The sequence below is a fragment of the Ignavibacteriales bacterium genome (assembly GCA_026390595.1).
Lineage (GTDB): Bacteria > Bacteroidota > Ignavibacteria > UBA10030 > UBA10030 > UBA9647.
In genome coordinates, this window is sequence record JAPLFQ010000005.1 from 282,854 (window position 1) to 306,410 (window position 23,557).

The 23,557-nt window shown below is 53.7% G+C and carries 13 protein-coding genes; 9 read left to right on the top strand and 4 right to left on the bottom strand.

The window, feature by feature from the left end; translation table 11 throughout:
- The first annotated feature begins 2 nt into the window (after positions 1-2).
- From NTU47_01810 to NTU47_01830, 5 genes are all read left to right on the top strand, one after another.
- Positions 3-1,637 carry a S41 family peptidase gene (locus tag NTU47_01810; GenBank protein MCX6132524.1) on the top strand — a complete coding sequence of 545 codons (1,635 nt, stop codon included), beginning with the start codon at positions 3-5 and terminating at the stop codon, positions 1,635-1,637.
- Positions 1,638-2,057: 420 nt separating this feature from the next.
- The gene (locus tag NTU47_01815) at positions 2,058-4,811 is read left to right on the top strand and encodes a TonB-dependent receptor (protein ID MCX6132525.1); all 2,754 of its coding nucleotides are present in this window, start codon (positions 2,058-2,060) and stop codon (positions 4,809-4,811) included.
- Positions 4,812-4,819: 8 nt separating this feature from the next.
- A complete protein-coding gene (locus NTU47_01820) occupies positions 4,820-6,718 on the top strand; it encodes a hypothetical protein (protein ID MCX6132526.1) in 1,899 nt (632 codons plus the stop codon).
- Positions 6,719-6,727: 9 nt separating this feature from the next.
- Complete coding sequence (locus NTU47_01825) at positions 6,728-7,690, top strand: PorV/PorQ family protein (protein MCX6132527.1); 963 nt, start codon at positions 6,728-6,730, stop codon at positions 7,688-7,690.
- Between the two features lie 176 nt (positions 7,691-7,866).
- Positions 7,867-9,453, top strand: coding sequence for a membrane dipeptidase (locus NTU47_01830; protein MCX6132528.1), 1,587 nt, complete (start codon positions 7,867-7,869; stop codon positions 9,451-9,453).
- A 139-nt stretch (positions 9,454-9,592) separates the two neighbouring features.
- Here the strand turns inward: NTU47_01830 and NTU47_01835 are convergent, their stop codons facing one another.
- The 4 genes from NTU47_01835 to NTU47_01850 all read right to left on the bottom strand — a co-directional run bounded on the left by NTU47_01835 (position 9,593) and on the right by NTU47_01850 (position 14,822).
- Entirely contained in the window at positions 9,593-11,305 is a 1,713-nt protein-coding gene (locus tag NTU47_01835) for a hypothetical protein (GenBank protein ID MCX6132529.1), read from the bottom strand.
- Positions 11,306-11,554: 249 nt separating this feature from the next.
- A complete protein-coding gene (locus NTU47_01840; protein ID MCX6132530.1) occupies positions 11,555-14,047 on the bottom strand; it encodes a TonB-dependent receptor in 2,493 nt (830 codons plus the stop codon).
- Between the two features lie 24 nt (positions 14,048-14,071).
- A complete protein-coding gene (locus NTU47_01845) occupies positions 14,072-14,203 on the bottom strand; it encodes a hypothetical protein (protein ID MCX6132531.1) in 132 nt (43 codons plus the stop codon).
- Positions 14,204-14,219: 16 nt separating this feature from the next.
- Entirely contained in the window at positions 14,220-14,822 is a 603-nt protein-coding gene (locus NTU47_01850) for a hypothetical protein (protein ID MCX6132532.1), read from the bottom strand.
- Positions 14,823-15,378: 556 nt separating this feature from the next.
- On the opposite strand from NTU47_01850, the gene NTU47_01855 reads away from it, so the two are divergent.
- The 4 genes from NTU47_01855 to NTU47_01870 all read left to right on the top strand — a co-directional run bounded on the left by NTU47_01855 (position 15,379) and on the right by NTU47_01870 (position 23,337).
- Positions 15,379-18,426: a carboxypeptidase-like regulatory domain-containing protein gene (locus NTU47_01855; protein MCX6132533.1), complete on the top strand. Its 3,048-nt coding sequence runs from the start codon at positions 15,379-15,381 to the stop codon at positions 18,424-18,426.
- A 46-nt stretch (positions 18,427-18,472) separates the two neighbouring features.
- Positions 18,473-21,040, top strand: coding sequence for a hypothetical protein (locus NTU47_01860; protein ID MCX6132534.1), 2,568 nt, complete (start codon positions 18,473-18,475; stop codon positions 21,038-21,040).
- Between the two features lie 25 nt (positions 21,041-21,065).
- On the top strand, positions 21,066-22,106 hold the full coding sequence (locus NTU47_01865) for a PorV/PorQ family protein (GenBank protein MCX6132535.1): 1,041 nt from the start codon (positions 21,066-21,068) through the stop codon (positions 22,104-22,106).
- Between the two features lie 196 nt (positions 22,107-22,302).
- On the top strand, positions 22,303-23,337 hold the full coding sequence (locus NTU47_01870) for a hypothetical protein (GenBank protein ID MCX6132536.1): 1,035 nt from the start codon (positions 22,303-22,305) through the stop codon (positions 23,335-23,337).
- Positions 23,338-23,557: the final 220 nt, after the last annotated feature.

Here is a 23,557-nt window from a genome sequence, read left to right on the forward strand (position 1 = left end):
CGATGAAAACGAAGTTCTCAGTGTGGATTGTTGCCGCGGTGATGCTCGCGGGCATGTTGGTCGGATTCCAGGGAAGAAACCTTATCTCTGCGGACAACATGTACGAGCAGTTCAAGAAGTTCCAGGACATTCTCGTGCTGACGGACAAATACTATGTCGACCCCGTGGAAACACGCAAGCTGACCGAAGGCGCAATTACCGGTATGCTCGGACAGCTCGATCCGCATTCGGTGTATTTCCCGCCGAAAGCATTTGAAAAGGCGTCGGAGGAAATGCAGGGAAATTACCAGGGAGTCGGGTTATCGATCCGCGCACTGAATGATACGATTTTCGTTGTGGAACCCATGGGGGGAGGGCCGGCTGCGAAACTTGGAATTCTCTCGAACGACCGGATTATCCGGATTGGCGACAGTACGTCAATCGGCATCACATCCGATCAGGCGTCAAAACGTCTCCGCGGTCCAAAAGGGTCCAAAGTGAAAATTTCGATTGTTCGCCCGGGCGTGCCGGAGAACCTCGTGTATGAAATTACACGAGCGGAGATTTCCATCGTCAGCATCGATGTTGCCCTCATGATCAACAATGAAGTAGGGTATCTTGCCGTGAACAAGTTTTCCACGAAAACCAGCGAGGAAATGCAAACCGCCATGCGTGACCTCCGCAGCAAGGGTATGAAGCGTCTCATCCTGGACCTCCGGTACAATCCCGGCGGCGTCATGGAAGAAGCGGTGAGGATGGCAGATCTGTTCCTCGATGCCGGCTCGAAGTCAAAGCCGCGGCAGATTGTGTATACCAAGGCCCGCGCCACAGAGCTGGAAGAGAGCTTTACCGCTACGAGCGGTCAGGAATACGAACAACTGCCCCTCATTGTCTTGATCAATCATGCTTCCGCCAGCGCAAGTGAAATTGTCGCCGGCGCAATTCAGGACTGGGATCGCGGGCTCATCGTTGGTGAGACAAGTTTCGGCAAAGGATTGGTGCAGCGACAATGGGCTTTTGGCGACGGGTCGGCGTTTCGACTGACAATCGCCCGTTACTATACGCCGACCGGCCGGCTCATCCAACGGTCATACACCGGGAAAGACAAATCAGAGTATGAGAGGGAAGCGTTCGACAGGGTTGAGCAGGAGGGAGACAACCTGGAGCACAAGAAGGACGCGACGGCCAAAGCCGATTCAGGACGCCCCGTGTTTCACACGAACGCAGGGCGTGTGGTCTATGGCGGCGGGGGCATCTCACCCGACTACATTGTGAAGCCGCCAGCGGCAACGGAGTTCATGCAGAACCTCCAGCGGCGCGACGTCTTCTACCAGTTCATCACCACCTGGCTTGACACACGCGGACAGGCGTTGCGTTCCACGTACGGAGAAGATGTGCAGCGATTTGTCAAAACCTTTGTCGTCACAGACGAGATGCTGCAGGATTTCCGCACATTTGTTACCACGAAGGGGGTGAAGGTTGAGGAAAAGGATCTTCAAAAGGACATGCTCTTTGTCAAGGCGCGCTTGAGGGCGGAGGTTGCCCGGTCATTCTGGGGAAATATTGGCTCGTATCGCGTCATGCTTGAGGTCGATCCACAATTCCAGAAGGCAATAACCCTGCTGCCCGAAGCGGTGAAGTTCGCGAAACTGAATTAGAGCGGGCGTTACACCCAAGATGTTTCATCGTGGGGCTCATCGCCAGGCAGGCGATGGGCCCCCGCTCTTTTGTATACACGCCGAATCGGGATTGCGTGAAGAGAAGAGCTTCGCGCGATCACCTGCCTGAGTCAGCACCTGCAATCCCCCGGCTCGCCAACAAAGGCTTGACTTCATTCCAAGAGATGGCTACTTTCCTTCTGCAATCCTGCGCCGAGACACGGGCCCGCTCATAGAAACCGGGCATACAGGGATCAAGCTCACGTCCGAAAGGAAGAGACGCTTCGATCGGTTTCTACACCGGATGGTTGTGCGCTGTGCCTCTTCGGTATTCTGTGCACGTCTCTGCGCCCGACCAGCAATTTTTCCGTGTCCTTCTTTCTCCTCGATTCACTTCGTTCCATAGTATGTGAGGAAACCATGAAAAGGCTCCTTTGTCTCTTCCTTCTCGCGTCCCAGCTTGCGCTGGCCGGGACAACAGGAAAAATAGCCGGACGAGTTGTTGATGCTGCGACTCGCCAGCCCCTCCCTTCGGTTAATATCCAGATTGTGGGAACATCGTACGGTGCGGCGACCGACGTCGATGGAAATTACTTCATCATCAACGTCCCCGTGGGCACCTACACGCTTCGTGCGTCGATGATCGGATATACGGGGAAGACTGTCTCGAACGTGAAAGTCATGCTCGACATGACAACGACAATAGACTTTCGCCTGGATGCTGCAGACGTCCAGTTGAACGAAGTCATCATTGTCGCAACCCGTCCCCCCATTCAACCCGATGTGACATCCACAAAACATACCATCGAAGAGGAAACGATCAACGCCTTGCCGGTGACCGATTTCCGGGAAATTGTCGGCATGCAGGCGGGCGTCAGTGGCAGCCATTTTCGCGGCGGCCGGTTCAACGAATCGCTCTTCCTTGTGGATGGCGTTGCAATCAAGAGCGCGGTGAATAGTTACAGCGGAACCACGACGGGGGGCTTCGCGATCGACATTCCCCAGCTAAGCGTATCGGAAATTCAGGTTTCGACCGGCGGATTTGAAGCCGAGTACGGAAACGCGCAGTCGGGTATTGTCAATACCATCACCAAGAGTTCGTCGAAGTTCGGCGCGAAACTGCGCGTTCGTACATCGGATTTTCCGTGGAGCAAAATCGAGTACCGCCCGAACGCGTATGGCAAGGGTCAAGCCGATTGGAAGAACTACGAGGCCTATGTCAGCGCACCGAGTGTTACGATCGGCAACGCAACGCTCTCGCTGACGGGATCCGCCGACATCGCGTTTCAGACCAGGGACATTCTGGCCCATGAGGATTTCTATAACGAAGCGTATCAGACAAAACTGAGTTACAATAGCCCCGGCACAAGGGTGACGCTGAGCGGCCTGAAATCATGGTCCCTCGACAATTCGTACTATCACCGGTATTCAAGATACGGTCCGTTGAGTGAAGGATATGAATTGGACAAGTACCAGCAACTTACAACGATATCGGGTGTCCAATATCTTCAACAATTTATATTCGTGCCCGATCCGCAGAACTACAAGAACGCAAAGGCACCGGAGTCTGCAAAGTACGATGCGACAGGACAAGTGTACACAAATGTCCAGAATTTCTACCAGTCAGGCATGCAGAACCACATTTCGTGGCCTGTCAAAAACAGTTACAACATCAGCCTCTCGCTGTCGCAGACAATCGACAATCACTCATTCCTCGACGTCAAGTTGTCTCTTTTCACCTCCTGGTTCAACGAGGTCGTCCGCAACGCCAACGACCAGTTGAAAACCGGCAACCTGGGTGCGGACCTCAATTGGGTGTACAATGGCACTTCTGCTGGTTATAAAGACAGGCAGTTCGAGGGAGGGTATTGGTATTACACAGGAGATGAGGGATGGTATCTGAATCAGGTTTCGCGCACAGCATCGATGCGCGTGGACTACTCCAATCAGCTCAATTCATCAAATCTTCTGAAGGGGGGCATGGAGTTCAACTGGAACAAGGGAGATGTCGAAAAGGTCACGTTTGAGTCTGTACTCGCACGCAAATTCGACGTCTGGGCACAGGACTTGTATGACGTCGCACTCTACGTCCAGGACAAGATCGAGGTACGCGATGGTTTCATTCTGAACGCAGGACTCCGTTTCGATTACTACAACCCCAACGGTTTCGGCTCGGCGGTTCTGTATCCTCTGGACCCGACCGAGTTGGCCGACCCGGCCCGCCGTGCCAGCCTTACGTCCAGCGATAAGGTCGACCCTCGCTGGCAGGTAAGTCCCCGCATCGGCATTTCGCATCCGATTACGGAGCGCGACAAAATTCACTTCTATTATGGTCACTTCTTTCAGCGCCCCGACCTCCGCTTCCTGTATGAGAACATGAAGCTCGATTTCAGATACACCACGAACGTCGATCTCGGAAACCCGAGGTTGAAGCCCGAAAAGACCGTGTCGTACGAAATAGGGTGGGAACACCTCTTCTCGGATTTCCTGAGACTGGACGTCACCGGATATTTCAAAGACATCACAAACCAGATCGCTGCGGCCGACTACGATCTTCCGGGATCGGCTGAACCATTTCAGGCCTACGTCAATCTCGACTATGCCAACGTACGCGGCATTGAATTCACGCTCGAGGCCGTCGGTGGCCGGGCTGTCGGCGGCATGGTCAACTACAGCTATTCGTTCGCCAACGGACGTTCTTCATCGGTCTACCGCAGCAATGGAGAAATTGTTCCCCGGCGCCTGGATCCTCTCGATTGGGATCTCCGGCACAGGATCAATGCGAACATCTTCCTGCGCTCGACAGGAGCAATCGAGAGACTCATCGGGAATGCGGAACTCGACCTGGTACTGCTGGTGCGGTCGGGGTACCCGTACACCCGCAACACTCGTGACGTGTTCCCGCTGTTCGCCCTGCGCAACGATGGGCGTCTCACGTGGGCGAAGAACGTTGATATGAGATTCCGGAAATCGTTTACGGTCTCGAATCTCGAACTCTCGCTGCTCGTCGAGGCGCGGAATCTCTTCAATTGGACGAATGTCTCCTACATCGCGGGCGGTCGAGAAGGAATCGCCACGTACGAACAGACCGGGGATCCATCAGGCCCGTACCATGATCCGCAAACCACGACGCGACCGCGAGCATATCGTCTCGGCTTTGAACTTCAGTTCTGAGGTGCACGATGAAAAGACAACTCACCATACTTCTGTGTGTACTCTTCCTGGGGGCAACGGCAAGCGAAGCGCAGTACAAGCTTGTCCAGAAGCCAAAGAAAACCTTCGACCACAAGGTTGGCGCCCTCTGGAACATGATTACCAACAACGGGTATTGGGGTAACACGTACGCCGAGCCGAACTTCGAGTGGCCCGGCGGGAGCGGCAACGTGTATGGATGGCGCACGTCCATCTGGATCGGTGCCGTCATTGACACGATCGGTTACACATCCTATGGAGACGGCAACCATTTTGTGCCGCTTGATACCATTCAGGTGAAGCGTCGCGCGGATGGTTCGCTGTCTGCTGAGGATACGTATACCCGCTATACGGACGTAAATCCGCCCAGCCCGACCGGTGTCCACGTCAATCTCGGCGTTGAGGTCACCGAGCGTACCTACGCATGGGATCAGTCATACAATGATGATTTCATCATCAGCGACTACTGGATAAAGAACATCGGCGACGACGTCAACAAGGACGGCACCATCGACGTCACCAGAACTCTGAAGGGTGTCTATGTCGGTTTCAGAATGGACTGTGACGTATCCGGGTTCAATGGATCGAATACAGACGGCAACTACTGGGATCTCGACGACCTTGCGGGCTACGACGCAGCAAACAAAACCGTGTATCTGTGGGATGGCGATAATCCGACGACCCCCGAAAACGATACCGGAAATCCCGATCCAGTCACGGGGGTGCTGCGCTCGCCCGGGTATGTCGGCGTCAGGTTGATCCATGCGGACAGAGGCCATTTCGTCGGCACCTATACAGGCCAGCCAACGATGGGAACACCATCGTACAGGTTCTTTGAGCCGACCACATCGCAGGCCATGTACGAGTTCATGAAAGGCTACGGCATCGCGCCGAACGCAACCGAGACAAAAGACTATCGGGCGATCATGGCGATCGGTCCGTTTACGATCCCCGCAGGCGACTCGATCCATATCGTGGTTGCGTGGACCCTCGGATATGGATTCGGCGGAATGGTCAAGAACTCGCAGGTTGCCCAGAATATGTTCGACGGCAACTATTCCAAAGCTCCGGCGGCACCGGATGAACCTCAGTATGTGATCCAGACAACAACGGACAACGGCCAGAATTCCGTGGCGATCCAGTGGAAGAAAAATGCTGAAGCAAGCATAGACCCTCTGACAGCTGCGAAAGACTTCGCGGGATATGCCGTGTACAAGACCGTGCGTCAGGACGCGGGAGGTAATCCTCTTTGGGACACGCTTGCAGTCTATGTCAAGAACAACGCTATCGACAAGAAGAAAGACTCGCTCTGGTTCGGACGGCCCTTCGTGAAGAGCTGGCCGCCGGCGAGTGTTTTTGATGGAAAAGATACAGTGTACCAGATTCTCGATCGCGGAGTACTCAACGGCATGATTTATACATACGCCGTGACCGCATTCGATCAGGGCGATACGCTTCTGGGCATCGGGCGGCTAGAGAACAATATTGGCCGAGGCAGGCCGACGACGCGCGTCTATATGGCAAACGCGCCTCCGAGGGCTAGCATGGACCGCATCAAGGTGGTCCCGAATCCGTTCATGGGCTCGAGCCGTTTCAACAATCCCAATCCGATCGAAACAAATCCATGGGTGAACCGTTTGCGGTTCATCAATCTGCCGGCTGATGCGACGATCTCCATTTTCACACTCGCCGGAGATCTCGTACAGACAATTCACAGCAACGATATCGTCTATCAAAGCCGTGATGTCAGCATCACAGGCAACTTCACCGGTGTTGCGGAGTGGGATCTCACCACAAAGAACAATCAGGAAACCGTCAGCGGAGTGTATATCTATGTTGTCGAATCGTCGGCGGGGACTCACACCGGCAAATTTGTCATCATGCGCTAGGGGTGCCCTATGAAAAAAATCATTCTGCTCACTCTCCTTGCCATCGTTCCCCTTGCCGCCCAGCAGTTTGGGCAGGTCGGCACCAGCGGCGCGCAACTGCTGAAGATCAATTTTGATCCCCGCGCCTCGGCGCTGGGCTACGCAGCTGCGTCTGTGGTGAACAATGCTTCGGCCCTCTATACGAACGTCGCCGGCATCGAAGGCATCCAGAAGGCCGACATGGCGTTCACGTACGTGCCATGGTTCGCCGGGATTGACATGGTGTCCTTCGCCGCCGCCTACCGTCTTCAGGATATCGGTGTGGTGGGAGTACAATTGACCGGATTCAGCGCACAAGAGGAAATCACCACGATCGACTCGGAGAACGGCACAGGACAAACATTCTCGATTCAAAACACCGTTCTCGGTGTTTCGTTTGCCCGGCACATCACCGACAAGCTCGTTATGGGTATGCAGGCGAAGCTGGTCCGTGAATCGTACTTTGATCATTCCACGTCCGGCCTTGCCTTCGATATCGGCAGCAGCTACGACCTCGGCTTTCTCGGATCACATCTGGCCCTCACGCTTCAAAACTTCGGACCGGACCTCGACCCGTTGGAAGGCAACTACAATGACTACAGCGACAACAACATTCAAAAGGGGTTTGCCCGGGTCCCGCTTCCCGTGACGTTTCGCGCATCATTCACGATGGAGCCGATTGTCTCGGAGGCATATCGCGTCCGGTTCATTGCCGACCTGATTCATCCCAACGACAACATTGAGCATTATTGCTTCGGCAGCGAAGTGCTGCTGTATGATTTCCTCGTCGTGCGCGGCGGCCTGAAGATGAACTATGACAACGAGTCGTTTGCGGCAGGGGTGGGATTCAAAGGGGACAAGTTCCTCGGTCAGGATGTGCGGTTCGATTATTCGTATGAGAAGTTCAAAGTCCTTCCGTCGGTGCAGAAGCTCTCGATTGGGATTTCTTTCTAAGTGTTGACCGAGGCGCGGTGATCGAAGATAGAGGTGTGTGCACGTTGAAAACACCCGGTGGGGCACAAGGCCCCATCGGGCTTTTTATTGCCCCCCTTGCACGAGCGCGGCAACTCACTCTGGTAATGTTAACAATTGTGAGCGCGTGCCAACTCCTCCAGGCAGGGGGGAGGACCATGCTTGGCACAGTGCGCGATCGTCATCGGGGTGCGCCCATCACATCGGCCGGCATCCAGGTCTTCGACCGGTCAGGAATTCTTCTGACGACAACCACCACGAACGCGCAGGGGCAATGGCAGGTCAGCATCCCGGCAACAGGAATCACCGGTCAGGGAGAATTGCCGCAGACGTTTTCTCTCGAGCAGAACTATCCCAATCCATTTAACCCTTCGACGAAGATTCCGTTTACCCTTGTGAAGTCCGGCAACGTCCGCATCACTGTGCACAATATTCTTGGACAATTGGTTGATGCTCAAGAATACAGTCTCCAGCAGGGAAGCTATACGATCGATTGGAAAGCGAAGGGGAGCGCTGGAGTCCTTTTCTATTCTGTTGAGATGGGGGGCGAGCGCCTGACGAAGAAAATGGTGCAGATCGATCGCGGCAACTCGGTCGGCCTTACCAACCTTTCTGTCATGTCCACCCGTATGTCGTATAGCGTCGCATCGGCGTTTGCGATCGATTCGTGCCGCATTGTCGCTTCGTCGATGGTCTACGAACCCGATACAGTCACGGTCGCGTTTGTCGATTCCGCCCGCGTTGATTTCGGGCTGGAAAGCGTCCACGACCGGGCGTTTGTCGTGGATCTGCATAATGACCTTATGGAGCTCATCGCTGGAAAGAACTTCGCATATCAGATAGCGGACCGGCACACGGTTGTCCGTAACGGCGACCCTCAATCCGATATACCACGGTTTCGTGACGGCGGAGTGGATGCGCAGATATTTTCAATCTGGATCTCACCCGATACAGCCGCGTCAAGGCACTACTCAACCGCAATGCGCTTTCTTGATACGCTCAAAGGCCAGGTGAGCCGGAACGCGAAGGATATAAAGCTGGTAACCAAAGCAGATTCCATCGACGCGCTCAACCGTCAGCAGAAAATTGCCGGCATTGTGGTTGTGGAGGGGGGGCACTGCCTTGAAGAGAAATTGGATAACCTGATCGCTTTTTACAATGCGGGCGTGCGGGTGATGACGATTACGTGGAATAACAGTACATCGTGGGCTGTTTCTGCGAAGGATGCCGCCGGTGGGACCAAAGGCGGGCTCAGTGAATTCGGAAAGCAAGTAATTCGGACGATGGATTCACTCGGGATAATTATCGATGTGTCGCACGTCGGGCCGCAGACGGTTACCGATATTCTTGCAACCTCCACGAACCCGATCATAGCATCACATTCAGGGGCCGCTGCGTTGCGCAATCACTATCGTAATCTCACAGACGCGCAAATCCGGGCCGTCGCTCAACGCGGCGGGGTGATCGGTGTTGTGTTCTATCCGACGTTTCTTGTCTCTTCTGGAACCGCGAGGCTGGAAAACGTCCTGCAGCATATAGATTACATTAGGAATCTCGTCGGCGTTGACTATGTAGCCTTAGGTTCAGACTTTGATGGAATTGAAACAACACCAATTGGCCTCGAAGACGTTACGAAGTTCCCCGCAATAACAGAAGCGCTTCTTCAAAGGGGATATTCCAAGCAGGATGTCCGGAAAATCCTTGGCGAGAATTTTATGCGCGTCTTCCGGGCAGTGTGCAAATAGAAAAGGCAGACAAATCGCTGTCCGCCTTTTTTTCTCAGGCTGCTGTCCGACAGTTGAACTGTCGGACATGAGTCACCTTCGACAGATAATCTGTGGAAGAACGACGGTTGCTGTTCTTCGCGCCTTTTGTCGACAGCGCCTATCTCTTGTCAAGCGAGATCGTCACCCCCCATCCCTCCGGATCATCAGGCGGCGCATCGTTCCAGTCGCCGTACGCATGGGTGTCGTCTGTCTCATAGAAGACGATGTACTTGCCGGCCTGAAGCGAGATTGATCCGTCGAACAGGCGGTTCTTGGATGCTCCACCCGCAGGATCTGTCGATCGATACTTCATCTTCCAAACCGTCTTTCCTGAATTGACATCCTCTATCCACGCGTAGTCATACATCTCGCCATCGCGCCCCTCGCCAACGGCATAGATGTGCACGTCGCTCGTCTTCGAAAGCGTAAACTCCTTTCGCCGCCGCTCGTCGTTTCCGACACGGAGTATGCTGGCTACCGCCGGAGAATTAGCACGTTCTTCGATCGCGGTGACATCGTTGGGATCAAACGGATCGCCGACCGCGCTGAGGGTGATTCCCCAGTGTTCAGGATCGAAGGGGGATGAAGAATTCCAGTTGTGGTACGAGTGTGAGCCGTCGGTTACGAAGTGAACGACATAACTCCCCTTGTCAAGATGGATGACCTTATCCACGAGCCGGTTTTTCTTGTCCCCTCCAGCGTGACTGGTTTCGTCAAATGTCATTTTCCAAACCTTTTTCCGCGTCGAGGCGTCGACGATCCATCCGTAGTCGGACATCTCCCCGTCCCGGCCTTCTCCGAGGGCATAGATACGAACGTCCATCCCCTTTTTGAGAGAGAACGGCTTTGATTTCGATTCGTGATCACCCAATCGGTTGAGATCTGCAATGACATTCTTCTCTTCTGCGGGTTTGTACTCAAACGTCTTTGCGTACTTTCGCTGCGCTTCGTCTTTCACCCACACCGTCAAACCCCAGAAGGATGGGTCGTAGGGGGGAGGCGCATTCCATTCTCTGTATGAGTGGGAGCCATCGGTGACAAAGTATGCAACGTACTGTCCCGCCTGTAGTTGGAGGGTTTCGCGCGACATCCTGTTCTTTCCCGCCCCTCCGGCGCTCTTCAGATTGCGATCGTTCATCTCCCACACCCGCTGGCCGGTTTTCGCGTTGATAATCCAGCCGTAGTCGTCCATGCTTTCGTCCTGGTTTTCCCCGAGCGCGTAGATCGTGACCTCGGTCGGTTTTTCAAGGGCGAAGCCCTGATGCACATAGTCATTGTCCCAGACACCGGTCAGCGAGACGACCGCGGTCTTCTTCAGTTCTTGCTGCCACCGGTCAACCCCTTCGCGCCCAACTGCTTTTCCGTGTCCGTGAACAGTGATGGAGAGATCATTGTATTCCCGGCCACGGCTGCGGCCGTCAAAGATCTTGCTCGAAAGAAGTTCCATGAAGTCGCTGAAGCTTTCCACTCCGCCGGACGGTTCGGGGTACGCGGCATAGTACACTTCGTATTCTCCTTTGGGGAGTTGAACGACGTCATCGTAGTCGGCAAGGTTGCGGCTTCGGGTATGCTGCTTTGCGCTTCTGAGTTTCCACACCACGGTGCGCGTGGCTTTGTCAAGAATCCAGGCCGAAGTGCCGACGCCGCGATAGCGGTCGGTTGCCGCGACAGCATGGATGGTAATATCCTGGTTGGATTCGAGAACGAACCCGTCGTTCTTGACTTCATAGGCTCCTACGCGCCGGATCTCAGTGAGGAGATCTCCCTGCGCAAACAGGGGAGACGCGAAAAAAGCGATAATGAACGGAAGTACATAAGCCGTTCGTTTCATGGCGGTGCCTCCAAAAAGTGATGCGCGTTGAATTGACAAGGGATATACGTTGAACGTAGGGCGTTGGACGAAAGAAAGACCCTTTTCCTCTTACGGGAAGAGGGATGTTTAGTTTCCTTCGAAGAACGATCGGAAGATGCAATCACAAAGTCACGAAGGCGCGAAAGAGTATGAAATATCTTTCTTCTCTGCGTTCTTACTTGTGTCCTGGTGTCTTTGTGGCGAGGCGTACCTTTTCAGAAGGGAGGACTAAAACTTCACGGTCATGCCCAATGTCGGAAGAATCGGCCAGAGCTTGATTTCCTCGACATAGGGGTTACCGTTGCTGCTGAACCGGTAGCGATAGGATTGTATGTTGGTGAAATTGAAAAGATTGCTGACATCAAAGAAGGCGGAAGCGAAGAGCCCTGCAACATCGAATTCCTTTCCGAGGCGGATGTCAACCCGGCGATAAGCGGGAAGCGTCGCGCTGTTCTTGGACCCCGGAATCCATTCCCATTGGGACTTCTGTGTGTTGAATTGAGAAACGGACGGCGTGTAGGCATACCCGCTTCCGTACTGTACGCGCAGGTTTGAACTCCACCGGCCTCCGAGATCCCATTCGCCGACAACCGAGAGGGTATGCCGCTGATCGGTGAACCGCGGGTATTCTCCGATCCTGTCTGTGAGCAGGTCTTCGCGCGCATCAAGGAGCCCATAGCTTACCCATCCGTAGAAACGGGCCAGGCTGACTGCGAGGTAGACATCAAGCCCGCGTGCGGAACCGCTTGCGTCGTTTTTTCGTGAATAGGTGATACGGCCGCTGCTGGTGCGCGATGATGAAATGAGGTTGGGGTACAGCTTGTAGAAGCCCTCGATCTTGATGGTGAGCGACGTGCCCGCTCCGGGGTCGAACAGAAACACATGTTCAATACCCAGAAGATAATGGATAGCTTTTTGCGCTTTCGTGTTTGTATCCGACGCGGCCGAGTACGCAAGCTGGCGATAGATCGGAGACTGGTAGAAGAAACCCCACGCAGCGCGGAGGGTCGTCTGGTCAATGAACCGGTACGCAACATTCAGCCGCGGGCTCAGGTTCAGGTCCCTGTTTACTCCGAAGTAATCGAGCCTCCCGCCAAGATTGAGGAGAAGTTTCTCGTTCACCTGAACGACGTGCTCGTTGTACAACGCCAGCTTGAATGAGCGCGCTTCGATGTTCTCGTTGGCCGCATCGACGGCGCTATCGACCCGGTGTGTTCTCGTTGTGTCGGGGTAGCGTGTTGTGTTCATGTTCTCGTCGATGATGCGGCGATCGACAAGCTGCTGGTTGAAGAGGATCGACTGGTAGCTGACGCCGCAATTGAGCTCATAGTAAGGGGTCAATTGCAGCTCGAAGGCACTCTTCAATTCAATCGTCCTGATCCTCAAATCGTTTGAGTAAAGATGTTCCTGGTTTGAGCGATAGAAATAGTTGGGGGTCGAACTGATATCGCGTGCGAACGTGTTGGAATTGTAGCTGTTTTCCTCGTCGATCTGTTCATAATAGGAGATCTCGCTTTTCAGGAAAGCGGTTGACGAGAGAAAGTTCGTGCTCTGAACATCGAAAAGATTGCTGATGTAATGAGCGCTTTCTTCTTCAAAGGAGGTCGAAGATTCGCGGAACGCAGCCTGTTTTCCCTTGTACTGGCCGTTGTAGGTAAACGGCCCGCCCAGCGTTGACTGTGGTTCGAGCGTAAATGCGTCACCCGCATGGATGAACTCGAACTGGAGTTTGTCCTTCGGCGAAAGCGAATACGCGAGGACTCCCTGGATATCATAGAAGGAGGGGCGTATGGATTCGTCAATGCCCATCAGGGACATCGCGTACTCTACATAGCTCTTCCTGGCTCCCACGATGAACGAGCCACTTGAGGTCATTGGCCCTTCAAGGAGGAGGTCGAAATTTGTCATGCTCAGGGTTCCGGCCCCCTGCAACTGCTCACGGCTTCCTTCGCGGTATTCGATATCCATCACAGCGCTCATCCTGTCGCCGTACTTTGCGCTGAAACCGCCGGTGACGAGTGTAACCTTCCTCATCATGTCGGTATTGAAAATCCCGATGCTCGCATTTGGCGCTTCCTTGACGTGAAACGGTTCATACACCAGTGCACCGTTGACGAGAACGAGATTCTCATCGGGTGTGCCGCCGCGGACATTGAATTTTGCGCTGAACTCGTTATCCGATGATATGCCGGGAAGCGTTTGCACGGACCGGAAAACATCAGGGATCACCGTCGTCGTCTCGGTAATGTGGCGACCCTGGAGGGAAAGCGCGCCGCCATCTGCCTGCGATGTCTGCCCGGGTGCGCTGGAATACACCGTGACTTCCTGCAGCAGAATGTCCGTGGCGACGATCCTGACATCGAGTACCTGATTCTTGTCTCTTATTTCGACATGTCTGGTTTCCGTTTTGTAGCCAACCAGACTGGTGAGCACATCGTACGAACCGGACTTGAGCATGAGTTTGAATGCACCACGATCGTCGGTTGATGTGCCGAGAGCGAGACCCTTGATGTAGACCGTCACGAACGGAAGAAGTTCGTGGGTGGAAACATCACGAACAGTTCCGGAGAGCACATAGGACTGAGCTGAGGCGGAGTGCATGAAGACCAGACAGCAGAGTGCAAGAGCGACCGCGGCACACCAGGCTCTTCGCGCAGAAATGCCCGTACTGCCGCCGTTGTATCGGCGGAAGGTCACGTTGTGAGATTGGTGTGAATGCATGGCGCGTAATCGGTACGTGGAATCTCAGAATCTGAATTCAAGACCGAGCTGGATCATCAGGAGATCTGTCTTGGATTTGTTGATATCGTAAACGACCTGGCCGGAAACCCTTCTGATCGAACCTTCTCTCAGGTACTCGGCCTGCGAACCGGCCATGTAACTGCACCTGAGATCAAGAAGAATTTCTCCCAACTCCGGTTTGCCCCCCCTCTGGTTCCGCGTCATTCTTCGTGTAGATGGAGATGAGGACGCCCCCGCCGCCACCATAGGAAAAAGCAAAGTCGTCGAGGTTTGTTGAACTGGCCACTTCCTCGCCCCCATTTCCCTGGTTCTGAAGGGTTGTCTTCGTGAAGAGATAGTTGCCCCCGACGGCCTCTTCAAGATACGGTCGGAAGAAACCACTGTTCTGCTGAAGGCGGAGGAAGAGATGTCCTGGGGCGAGGTTATTTTCGGTTGCGACGTCCACTGTTACGTCAGGTATGGTTATGCTGAAGGGCTCCCGCTTTTTCTCGGTTCCATAGTTCATGTAGCCAAATTGAAGACCGATCATGAATGCATAGTCCCTGGGCGCCAGCCCGATGTTGCCGGTGAGGCCGACACCGGCCCGGTCCCCATTTTCTTTTAAGGCCCCTTGCGGAAGACCGACGAGGAAATTCAAACCTCCATGGAAAACCTGGGCTTGAGTCGAAAGCGCTGTGGCAAAGAGCAGAAAAGAGACTACGAGGGGTCGAAAGGTCGCGAAAGAACCGAAAATTGATTTCTGTGCGGAGTTCATACGAGGGCCTCCCGGGTGGATATCAACACCCTGAGTATCGATTTCTGCGAGAATTGCCTAATCTAATGATTTTTCCAAACGAATAAACTCGCATTGTCTGCGCAATTGGGAAGAATCGACAGAGGTAATGAATTTCCATTGCGTTGCGCCAATCCCTTCCGTACTTTCTTGAGAAGACTGGTGCGACAGCTTGACATTCCCGGCAAAAAGTTCTATACTGCCTCCGCTGAAACCGAGTTTTATTACTGAAACCCAGTGCCATCCACCCTTGCTGAGAGATTTATCCAGAGGATAATTCTCGTACTTCTCAGACCGTACCATCGCTGCAGGGTGACCAGCGACACGCCGCGGGGAGCATTTGCGGCCAACATAGGCGTTCGTCTCAACCCCATTCATTCGAAACTTTGATAGAAGGGAGGTGCTGGGATAGAATACATGCTACTCCGTGTTTGTGTTACCACTCACTGCGATCGCGTTACTATCTTCTCGATCCTTTCTCGTATCATACTTCGATCAATAACTCACTGATATATTTCTACATCCAAGGAGCAACATCATGAGATCCTCCTGGTGCAAAGTTCTCCTGATACTCTTGATTATCCTTGCCATCCCAGCGCTCCTGTTTGCTGGGAACGGAAAAATTTCCGGGACGGTAAAGGACGCTACCACCAAGGAAGCCGTTGTTGGTGCAAACGTGGTTATCGTAGGCACGACGATGGGTGCGGCGACAGATGCCGAGGGGCGGTATTACATCCTGAACGTACCTCCCGGGACGTATGCCGTGCAGGCATCCGTTGTTGGGTATGCGCGTTTAGAGGTCGGCGGTGTTCAGGTGCGTGCCGATCAGACCTCAGACCTAAATTTCGATCTACGCCAAGAAACAATCGAACTCAAGGAAGTGGTCATTCAGGCGCAGATGAGAGTGGTTGACAAATCTCAAACATCTTCCAAGTCGACCATCGGAAAAGACGAATTGTCAAACAAACTGCCGATCACCGGAGCCTTGGAAGTCTTGAACACCACGCCCGGAGCATTCAAAGGGTTCGTGCGCGGCGGCAAGATCACGGAAACCAAGACCATCGTTGACGGTGTCGACATCAGCGATCAGTACTATGCCATCGGCGGAGACCAGGCGAACCAGGGAATCTTGTACTCTTCCGGGCTTGTGACTCGCTACAGAGATTACCAATTGAGCACAAACGCCACCGTCACCTTCAACGCGGTTGAGCAGCTCTCCGTAAACACCGGAGCCACAGGCGCAGACAATGCGTCAGCGACAGCTGGTATCATCAACTACGCTCTCCGTGAAGGACGCGGAAAGCTCTCGGGCAGCTTCTCCGCCCGAGTAAGTCAGTTGAGTGGGCTCAAGTACGACGGTCCGGATCTTTACTGGAATGACCAGGTTTACTATGACGAGAAGAATGCAACGCAGGCTCGTCTTGCAGCGAATAAAGCACTCCAGGCGACGGCACCGACAGCTGCCCGCCAATTGGCAATTACCCCGGATAGTATCAAGAGCTTGAAATACACGTACTACACGGGAAAATACCTAAACAACGACAAGCCCGTGATCGATGTCGACGGGATGATCAGCGGCAGCATCACCGATAATTGGGGATTCATGCTGAGCGGCAAATACTATGACTCCCACGGACGCTTGCCGAACGAACACTCTCAGCAGGCCGACCTGACATTCAAGACGACCTACAACCTGAGCAAGTCTTTCAAGATCAATGCATTTGGCATCTTGAATGACAGAGGTTACATCTTCGGCTGGAAGAACTCCTACTATAATGACAAGGCCAGGCTTTTCCTGGAAGGCGTTCCCAAGAGCGATGGATTTAATTTTGTTGGAAGCCTCAAGGCCACCCACATGCTCTCCCAGTCATCGTTCTATGAAATTCAGCTCAGTCACACGTATCGTCAGGATCGCTACGGGTATTCCGACGATAACGGTGACGGGATCTGTGCCCTCAATGAAAACGGGGAGTTCCTGACGCTGGAAAAAACGGCCGATGCCGAGAAGTACATCTCACGCTCTGGTATTGACCTGTTTAAGTTCTTCCGTATCGGTGACGAAGCGGGTCCGAGCTTTATCACACAGCCAATGACCGCGGGCAACGGACAGATCCTGATCACACGCCCAACGTTCTATTATGAGAACACAAAGAACATCGTTACGACGGCCAAGTTCGATATCACCAGCCAGGTTGACTACAACAACCAGTTGAAAGCTGGAGTCTCCTTCCAGTTCAACGATATCAGCAAGGTCCAGAGAAATTCGAGCCTTGGCTCCGATGCGACGGACGTTCTCAGAAAAATGCTCGTTGAAAAATGGCAGTTCTACCCGACGCAATTCGGCGGCTATGTTTCGGACCGCATGGAATATGCGGGCCTCGTCATCAACCTTGGCGCGCGAATCGACCGATGGGATCCCAAAGCAGCAGACTGGGCCAATTACTACAACCTGTTCGTTCTGACGAACAATGTTCAAATTGACGACAGCTTGCGCAAGGAACTGCTCCCGATCCGGGGCAAGGATGACGTAAAGCCATACTGGTTCTTCTCACCGCGTATCGGTGTGTCGCACCCGATCTCGGACGAAGCTGCGATGTACTTCTCCTATTCACGCAACTCCATTCCGCCGCCATTCTCACGCCTCTACGGAAGCTACAATGCCGTTCTCGGCGCAGCCGGTCAATTACCGCAGTTCGCAAGCTTGAGGCAGGAGCCAGTCCGATCCTCGAACTACGAACTCGGTGCGCAATGGGAGTTTGTCCCGAAGAAGTTCGGATTGACGTTCACCGCATACATGCGTGACATCGAGAACTACAGCCAGAACGCAGTGACGCTGAACCTGGCCAACGGATCAAACGCCATGTGGGTCAGCGGGCAATATGCTGATGCACGCGGTGTTGAGTTCGGCATCCAGGCGCTGCGTCAGACCTATTTCGATTTCGTTACCGTCTATGGTCGTTTGAACTACTCGTACAGCTACATCAAGCAAACGGGCTGGACAGGAAACGATGCGCTGCAGCAAACCACCTTCTCGCGTCCCGATACCCTGAAGTATGGAAACACGCTGCCGTTTGATGATCTCTGGGCCTATAACAAGGTTGAGACCAATGTAACCGGCGGCAGTAACCTGCTGACAGGCGGATACGATCGCGCTCACCGCATCAGTTATGTTCTGTTCCTTGAATTCCCGTACCAGGTCATGGTCTCCTCTGTCGGCACGTTCCAAAGCGGATTCTACTATCCGTTGAGCGTGACCGTCGATCCGCGTGTTGCCGGCCGCGACTTTGGACAGGCGCCGTGGAACAAGATGGTTGACTTGCGCGTGGAAAAAGGGTTCACACTCAACAATATTCACTTCGCGGTGTTCTTCGACCTGAAGAACGCGTTCGGCTGGAAGAACATCATCGGCTACGACAACACGGCCTCCGGCGCACAGCTCTGGGAATATTCTGCTGCTGGAATCGCGAAGTTGAATGACGGCACAATTGATCCTACGGGTTCCTACAAGCGCGCGGTGTACTACGATGGAAGTCCGTTCTACGACATTCCGAGTGAATACTACTTCGGCGTGAGGATTGATTTCTAAGAGAACGACACTGGCTGTGAACCATACTATTAATGGGAGTAACATTATGAACATGACAAGACAGAAAGAATTGCTCTTCGCGATTCTTGCTCTATTGCTCGTTGTCGTTCCGGCAACATTGTTTGCCCAGACGGCACCCGCCACCTCGACGGTAAATTACCCGGGTGGTGGTGTGATTCAGGCGGGCGATACGTGGGAATCATTCCTGCCGATGAGCTTTACGCCAAGCTACAGCGACGCAGGTACATACCTGACTCAAGGCTATAAGAACTTCATTCGCCTTGGCAACTTCGACCGCGCCTGGTCAACCCCGGCTACGCACTGGCCGGCAGCGTGGTTCTATACAAACTACTGGTACAAAAACGCATGGGCCGGAGCATTCGATCCGGATCCAAACTTCTGTCCCACACAGATCGGTGGCAAGGCCAACCCCAGCTATTTTTCTGCGACCGCAGGGGGTAACAACTACGCGCAGGTGCAGTATATGCCCACACTGCAGGGTGGCACCGATGCCGCCCGCCACTATACTGTCGAGCCATACTGGGTCGACAACACTCGGCGGCAGCACGCGGTATACGAAGCGGCATTCCCCAGCAATCTGGGTCTCGACGTAAAGATGCGCGCCCACGGTTTCCAGGGACCGAACTGGAACAACCTGAACGACTTCGTCATACTTGAGATCGAGTTCAAGAACACCGGCGTCCTCGACATGAACATGGATGGTGTCGCCGAGAAAGTGAACAACACGATCAAAGCGCTGGCGTTCAGCTTCACAGAAGAGCGATATATGTCGGTTGGAAGTTATGGCGGCGGTGGACGAAACAACAATGATATTACGTTGACGCCCCTCGTAGCTCAGGGAGCATGGGTCGAGGATGCTGATGCCTCCGGTTCACCCTGGGCGTTTGCTACGATGTATCCCGCCTGTTCGGTCTTAAACCCCACAGCCGGAAATGTCGATATCGGATTCAATACCGGTGCCAGGAAGTGGTATACAGATACCTGGTCTGGCTTTGTTATCATCGACGTAAAGAGCGGGAGCCTGCCGACGGATCGTTCGAAGTCGGTTGTCGGCAATGCTACAAAGCAAACCATCTATGGCACAGACCCAATCGGCGTCGGTGCGCAGCGTGGATGGTACATGTCCTCCGGAAGCCAGGCCCAGCTTTGGGGGTCCAGCAATCCGAAGGCACAGTTCCTGACGGCGACCGGAGCATGGTTCCTCGATGCCGGAAGAAGCCGACAAACAGACGCGACCAACTTCAATCTCAGTCCCAATCCGAACTTCTTCTCCGGCGGCATAGCAGGCGACATGACGACGTTTGTGCCGAAAACAACCGGAGCCGGACGACCGGATGGAGACTTCAAGAGCACGAACATTTTTGATAACCCGTCGTACGAAGACGGCAAAGCTGATGCGACGACGAACTACCCGACCGGTTGGGGAAAATTCTCCAAGGGAGCAAGCAACACTGAGAACTTCAATGGAGACATGTTCGCCGGTGTAGGTCCGTTCAGTCTCGCCCCGGGCGAGTCCATGGTCATCACCATGGCGACCGTTGCAGGATTTCGCCTCGAAGGTATTCAAAAGGCAGTCCGCGCAGCACGCTGGGCATATGCACAGAACTACGTTCTTCCCGTGCTTCCACCGTTGCCCGACATGAAGGTTACGAACACGTTGACAAAGTCGGTTGCTGTGGAATGGGATACGCGAGCCGAAGCTGAACCCGGTTTCGCAGGATACAAAATCTACAAGTCCTCACAATATCTCAAGAAGTACTTCCTGGAAGATGGCATGCGCGTTTCCGACCGGTATCAGGAGAACATGACACCGGGACCGCTTCCCGCAAACCTGAAGAAACCGGTCAATCCGAAGTTTGACGCGTTTGGTCAGGTCAATGCGACCGCATCCCAGGGATCATACCAGCCCGACACGTGGGGCACATGGGATCTGGTTGCGGTCATTCCGACTGCTTCGAAGTCAACCTATGCAACAGGGGCCTCACCCGGATACACATATCGTTATGAGGACAAAGATGTTGTTCTCGGATTCTCCTACTGGTACTATGTTGCTGCCTACAAAGAAGGCACCTTTACCGGTCCGGATGGTGAGACAACCACACGCATCGAGACGCACTCGACCAACAGAAACGGCGCGACAGGCTTATGGGCGCTCACGTACCCGTTCGCAATCCAAAACGCCAACTTTGGAAAGACCGCAACGACTGATGCAGCCGCAAGTGCTGCAGGCATGAAGAACGTCGGTGCAGTGCAGATCGTGTACTCGGCGCTTGCTCCGGCCGGCAGTGTGGGCACCGTTGGAGTCCGTCCGAATCCGTATAAGAGAGCGGCTTTGCACGACAACAGGGCGAATGTATATGATCACAAGCTCCTGTTCTACAACCTGCCGCCGTCATGCAAGATCACCATTACCGACGTATCAGGGCAGATCATTGATGTCATCAATTTCAGTTCGACCGATGCAAACCGCGGCAGCACATTCTGGGATATGTTCTCCAAGGATGGTCTTGAAGTCGCGAGCGGTCTCTACCTGTACGTCGTCGAATCGCCGACAGGAGACCGGAAGATCGGTCAATTCTCCATCTTACGATAATAAAATAACTATGAGGGCAAGATCTATGAAAAAGATCTCTTCACTATCGATTGTGGCTTTGCTCCTCGTGGTTTTTGCCACCGGGATCGTGACCGCCCAGACGCGCAAGGCTGGTATCAACAGCGCTGCGTTTCTGAAGGTCGGCGTGGGGGCACGGCAGGTTGGCATGGGCTCAGCTGTCACATCTTCGAATGGAGACGTGACGAACATGTTCTGGAACCCAGCCGGTGTCGCTCTGCGCGACGAGAAAGCCCAAGTATCATTCACGTATAATTCATGGATTGGAGGTCTGTCACAGAACGCGTTCGCCGGGTCCTACAAGCTGGAAGGGATCGGCACGATCGGCGTTGGTGTCATGACTTTCGGCATGAGCGGTATCATCGCCGATCGCGATGTGTACCCCGGGAACACCGTGCTCCAAGGTTTACAAATTGATCAGGCCAGTGCAGATACCTATGACTATATGGATATGCTTGCGCAAGTGACGTACTCCACATATGTCATGGATCGCCTGACGCTCGGCGCGTCGGTGAAACTGATCAGCGAGAAGATCGATGACATGAACGCCACCGCGGTCGGCTTTGACCTCGGTTCGGTGTACAACATCGGTCTTCTGAACTGGAGTATCGGTGCCCGCATCACCAACCTGGGAAGCGACATCAAGTTCTACGATTACGCCTCCCCGATTCCGCTGACGTTCAGCATGGGAACATCGCTGACACCGATTCACGTTGGAGATAATTCCATCACGTTTGCGATCGATGCCGTGAAGCCGCAAGATGGTCAGCAGTACTACTACACCGGCATGGAATACAACTTCAATAACATGATATTCCTCCGTGGCGGTTGGAAGCTGAACTACAGTTACCTCGGAATGGCGGGTGACGGTATTGATCAGGGAACATCTCAACGCATGGGAGTCCAGACGAGCCTTGAAAAAGGATCGTTGGGAGCCGGCGTACGAGTGCCGATGTCTGATCTGATGCTCTCTCTCGACTATTCGTACACGGTGTTCAGCTCCTTCTCCGATGTACACCGGATTACGCTGCACGTATCAATGAAGTAAGCAGAAACCCTTTCTGCTGGCTGTTTGTACAACTCACGGTCAGGGTGACTAATCTCGCCCTGACCGTTGTGTTTTTCCTGCCTACGCTCCATGAAGAATGCCGGAGAGAGCAAAAAGGCTGGAAACAGAATGAATATCCGCCTATACTCTCAGTGAAAACAATCCTCACCACCCCATCTATTGCAAGGAGAGACCATTGACCCCAGAGAATCTTCCCCTGCTGCCGACGAGCGTCATCGGCAGCTATTCTTTTCCGCGCTGGCTTGACCACGTACGTGAATTGGGTGCAACGGGCGTTCTGACGCCTGATCAGGTGCGGGAGGCGCACGACAACGCAGTAAAGTCGGTGATCAAGGACCATGAACTGGCCGGCGTCGATATCATCACGGACGGGGAAATCCGGCGCGAGACGATGGTGTACTTCTTTTCGAAACGCATACGCGGTTTCGATTTTACTCAATCCAAGATGCACGCGATTGGAAACCTCGATCCGTCGATTCAGATGGCGGATCCCGTCATCACCGAAAAAGTGCAATGGATGCAGAACCTGACCATGGACGAGCATTTCAGGTTTCTGAAAGAACACGCCGTCGCGCGCACCAAAGTCTGCGTCACCGGACCGCAGATGCTTGCCAAGCGCGCAACGAACGAATACTACAAAGACGAGAAAGAACTTGTTTTCGACCTGGCAGACATTCTGAACAAAGAACTGAAAGGACTTGTCGCCGCCGGATGTGAATTCATACAGATCGACGAACCGGTCTGGGTCGGTTTCCCGCAGGACATGCCGTGGCTTGTCGAGTCATTCAACAGACTCGTTGATGGAGTCCAGGCAAAGATTGCGCTGCACGTCTGCTATGGCAACTATCAGCTCAAGAAGCTATTCAAAGGCCAGTATGCAGAACTCTTCCCCGCGATTCTGGAGACGAAGACCCAGCAGCTGTGCCTCGAATTCGCGGTGTCTGACGGCGTGGGATTGGAGATCTTCCAGCAGCACAAAACAGACAAAGACATTGCCGTCGGTGTGATTGATGTGAAGGATGAAAAGGTCGAAACCCCTGAGGTCGTTGCGCAGCGTATCCGGCAGGCGTTGAAATTCATCCCTGCAGAAAAGATGACAATCGTGCCGGACTGCGGCATGAAATTTATGCCGCGCGATCGGGCATTTGGAAAACTGAAGGCAATGGTGGAGGGAACGAAAATCGTGAGAAGAGAACTGGCAGGAAGTTGAAAAACGAACCGCCAAGCACGCCAAGCGGCGCCAAGAAAAGAATGAGAGAATCTGCTTCTGCATAATTCCAACCCGCTTAGCGTCCTTGGCGCCCTTTGCGGTTCATCTTTATCTCTTGAACTTAGAATTTGGCCTTAGAGGTGTACAAATTTCCACTTTTCTCTGGCTACGGAACCTGAGTGATTTCCTTGTCGGAAGCCTCCGAAGTGCCCGGCGTTTC

Coding starts and splice junctions, on each gene's coding strand:
- NTU47_01810 (MCX6132524.1), top strand. CDS start 3: ATGAAAACGAAGTTCTCAGTGTGGATTGTTGCCGCGGTGATGCTCGCG.
- NTU47_01815 (MCX6132525.1), top strand. CDS start 2,058: ATGAAAAGGCTCCTTTGTCTCTTCCTTCTCGCGTCCCAGCTTGCGCTG.
- NTU47_01820 (MCX6132526.1), top strand. CDS start 4,820: ATGAAAAGACAACTCACCATACTTCTGTGTGTACTCTTCCTGGGGGCA.
- NTU47_01825 (MCX6132527.1), top strand. CDS start 6,728: ATGAAAAAAATCATTCTGCTCACTCTCCTTGCCATCGTTCCCCTTGCC.
- NTU47_01830 (MCX6132528.1), top strand. CDS start 7,867: ATGCTTGGCACAGTGCGCGATCGTCATCGGGGTGCGCCCATCACATCG.
- NTU47_01835 (MCX6132529.1), bottom strand. CDS start 11,305: ATGAAACGAACGGCTTATGTACTTCCGTTCATTATCGCTTTTTTCGCG.
- NTU47_01840 (MCX6132530.1), bottom strand. CDS start 14,047: ATGCATTCACACCAATCTCACAACGTGACCTTCCGCCGATACAACGGC.
- NTU47_01845 (MCX6132531.1), bottom strand. CDS start 14,203: ATGGCCGGTTCGCAGGCCGAGTACCTGAGAGAAGGTTCGATCAGAAGG.
- NTU47_01850 (MCX6132532.1), bottom strand. CDS start 14,822: ATGAACTCCGCACAGAAATCAATTTTCGGTTCTTTCGCGACCTTTCGA.
- NTU47_01855 (MCX6132533.1), top strand. CDS start 15,379: ATGAGATCCTCCTGGTGCAAAGTTCTCCTGATACTCTTGATTATCCTT.
- NTU47_01860 (MCX6132534.1), top strand. CDS start 18,473: ATGAACATGACAAGACAGAAAGAATTGCTCTTCGCGATTCTTGCTCTA.
- NTU47_01865 (MCX6132535.1), top strand. CDS start 21,066: ATGAAAAAGATCTCTTCACTATCGATTGTGGCTTTGCTCCTCGTGGTT.